4 protein-coding genes and 2 pseudogenes are annotated in these 2,702 nt (G+C 40.5%); 1 reads left to right on the top strand and 5 read right to left on the bottom strand.

Going from position 1 to position 2,702, the window contains the following annotated elements; all coding sequences use genetic code 11:
• Positions 1-53: 53 nt before the first annotated feature.
• A pseudogene (locus ACM0OS_RS28710) lies at positions 54-416 on the top strand (DNA topoisomerase I); the annotation flags it as partial.
• Between the two features lie 149 nt (positions 417-565).
• Here the strand turns inward: ACM0OS_RS28710 and ACM0OS_RS28705 are convergent.
• The 5 genes and pseudogenes from ACM0OS_RS28705 to ACM0OS_RS28685 form a co-directional block, all read right to left on the bottom strand.
• Entirely contained in the window at positions 566-715 is a 150-nt protein-coding gene (locus ACM0OS_RS28705) for a hypothetical protein (RefSeq protein WP_414546578.1), read from the bottom strand.
• A 575-nt stretch (positions 716-1,290) separates the two neighbouring features.
• Positions 1,291-1,689 (bottom strand): helix-turn-helix domain-containing protein, encoded by a 399-nt coding sequence (locus ACM0OS_RS28700; RefSeq protein ID WP_414546577.1) that lies wholly within the window; start codon positions 1,687-1,689, stop codon positions 1,291-1,293.
• Between the two features lie 41 nt (positions 1,690-1,730).
• Positions 1,731-2,087 carry a hypothetical protein gene (locus ACM0OS_RS28695; protein WP_414546576.1) on the bottom strand — a complete coding sequence of 119 codons (357 nt, stop codon included), beginning with the start codon at positions 2,085-2,087 and terminating at the stop codon, positions 1,731-1,733.
• Positions 2,068-2,418, bottom strand: coding sequence for a DUF5674 family protein (locus ACM0OS_RS28690; protein WP_414546575.1), 351 nt, complete (start codon positions 2,416-2,418; stop codon positions 2,068-2,070). The genes ACM0OS_RS28695 and ACM0OS_RS28690 overlap by 20 nt, the downstream gene beginning before the upstream one ends.
• A 42-nt stretch (positions 2,419-2,460) precedes the next feature.
• Positions 2,461-2,702, bottom strand: a pseudogene (locus ACM0OS_RS28685) (hypothetical protein); the annotation flags it as partial.

Here is a 2,702-nt window from a genome sequence, read left to right as displayed (position 1 = left end):
GTGTTACTGTTTTTTCAACTTGAGACTCCAAAAAGTTTTCTGCACCACTAAGGTGCAATAGTTTGATGTCCAAAATACCCAGCACTAAGGTCAAGAAAAAGTATTTTCTTAAATGTACCAGTGGTTGTGAGAATGTGGTGCTGTTTTGGAGCGAACGTTCTAAGACCTGGGAAGCCCCTCGCGCTCAAGAAAGTCAACAAAAACCTCCTGCTAAAATCACTCCGCATCCTTGCCCTGTGTGTCAGAAGCCTTTGGAGGAATACAGTTATACCAAGGATGGGCAGCAGAAAACGATGCTCCGGTGTTCAGATCCTCAGTCTCGTCAGGATAAGAAACACAAGGATGTGGCCTATTTCAATACAGCTAAAGGGTGGTGGAGTCCGAAGTTTGGGGAGTTGCCAGTGAAGGTAAATTAACGGTTCACTTTGAAGGAATTTCTGATGATCTCTGACAACATCGATTCTAAACAACGTTCAATTAGTGAAGGTATGGCGATCGCTTGTCTATGAATAAGTAGGTAGGCAAGAAAACACCAAACTATGTGAAGATAAGTAAATACGGAGAATTAATCTGCCGAGGTAACTAACCTACCTTCTTCTCTACCTTCTTGTTTCGCTAAACGTTCAATGCTGGTTACGTAACGCATTCTACCTGCCTCCTCTTCATTTCTTAATTCTGTTTTAAAGTTGTTGGCTAATTCCTCTGGTAACGACATTATCCAGTCGATGAATCGGAATAACCCAATATGAATGTCTATGCATCAACTATTCCGTTTCCAATTATTCCGAATTAACCCAATCGGTGGGGGTTGTTCCTGACAGTTTTCCAGCTTCAAAAGCCGCGGATTCTGGTAATGGAAAATATGCACGCCACGGTAAGTTACATCGCAAATTTTTCCATTATACTTTTCCGCCTGCCTCAGCATTTTACCACTATTGAATTTAGCAAATTTTCCAATAATAATTTAATATTAATTATAGTAATTTTTCTTACGTATTAAAATACAATAGACTGCCTGAAGCATTGTTGAATTAGTATTTAATCTCAGTCTCCTCTAAGTCCGTCAAATAAGCCCGGTTCACCTTCCCCAGCGACTCCAAAAACCTCTGCACCGACTCCTCTAGTGCAGGGGAATACACCCGTGAAATGCGATTACCTCCGGCACTGCGCTCCGCGCAATCGCCTCCTGCGGGGCGGTTACGCCATCGCTAAATATGCAAGGTATTACCTTGGATCAGAGTAGCAATCACATTCGTAGGCTCCAATTAAATTTCTGTAACCAAAAACCAACTAGGTGAATAAACTGGCATCCACATGAAAATAGTCCGCCAGTGCTTCTGCTTGAGTTTTACTAATGGTGCAATCACCATTGACAATTTGCAATGCAACTTCTAGTGAACCAATGACCTCAGCTAATGCTTCAGTCGTAACATCGCCTGCGTCCATCAAATGGATTAACATCGAATGGGGTGTACCTTTAGGGATTGGGTAATGGATTTGTTCAAATTTCTCAATTAATGTCAGCAACAGTTCCAATAGTATATCTTCTTCGGGTGTACGCTTGGGACGATGTTCTAAAGTTAAAGCCAGTTTGATAGCTTGTTCGTTTTCTTCTTCGGTAGTAATTATTTTTGGCTGATATTCTGCTAGCAATTTACCATAAGAATCAGGATTAAAAGTACGGGTCATTTTTCCATTTATTTTATTATCTAACGCATTGTGCAAAAGTTTTAGATGAATTGAGACAATAACCCTGACATATCTAATACTCGCCCTGACCAAACACTAGCTTGCTCGGACATATTCATGCGTTCGCTCTCATCAGACCAAAGACTATCAAAATTTAATTTCCACCGTGCTAGTTGAACTTGAATGTTCACTAATTCTTCAGCATATTCTGGTTCAATTTCTGCTGCTGTCCATTCAATAAAACATATAGTTTCATCTGCTACACTCTTAACAGCTTCAGGGTAAGCAGTATTACAAAACGTTCTCACTCTAGCTAAATTGGAAGCTATATGTCCTAAACGACTTGAGGTATTTTCGCTTTGAAACCTTGCTTGTTTTTCATCCCAGTTCTGGTTCATATCCACCAATTAACTCCTGAGCAATTTTTTTAACACGTTCTCGAATTTCTGAGTCTTGAATTAGCATTGAGCGATTATTTTGACTGGGACGTATGTTGATAATCGATTCATAAGCGATTGATTGATCATAAGGAATCCAGTCTGCTCCCCAAATATCCCGTTGTCTACTACCATCTTCAAGCAATGCCGCTTCACAATAGGCGTGTTTCTCTCCTCCCCCCGCTAAAATTCCTCTTTCTATGTCTACTGCTATTTTGATATATAGTTCCAAAGTTTGCAGCATTTGATGAAATTCTTCTAACGTTGCTCTTTGTTTGATAATTAGTATCAAAATACACTCCTGCCATAATCAATTACTCAAAGCATTGTTACATTAGTTTTTTATTTCAGCTTCCAACAAACTCAACACCTTCTCCTCCAACGCCGTCAAATAAGCCCGATTGAGTTTCCCCAGCGACTCCAGAAACCTCTGCACCGACTCCTCAAGTTCACTGGAGTACACCCGACCCATGCGATCGCACAATAACTGCATCTGCTCACAGTCCTGCGGCAAGTATTCATAACAGTAAACCAAAAAGTTTTCCCAAAAGGGCGAATCACTAGGTATATAGGAGA

This window comes from Nostoc sp. CCY0012 (genome assembly GCF_963920855.1).
Classification (GTDB): Bacteria; Cyanobacteriota; Cyanobacteriia; order Cyanobacteriales; family Nostocaceae; genus Cyanocohniella.
Note: the sequence above shows the minus strand (reverse complement) of the source record. Positions and strands in the feature narration are given on the sequence as shown.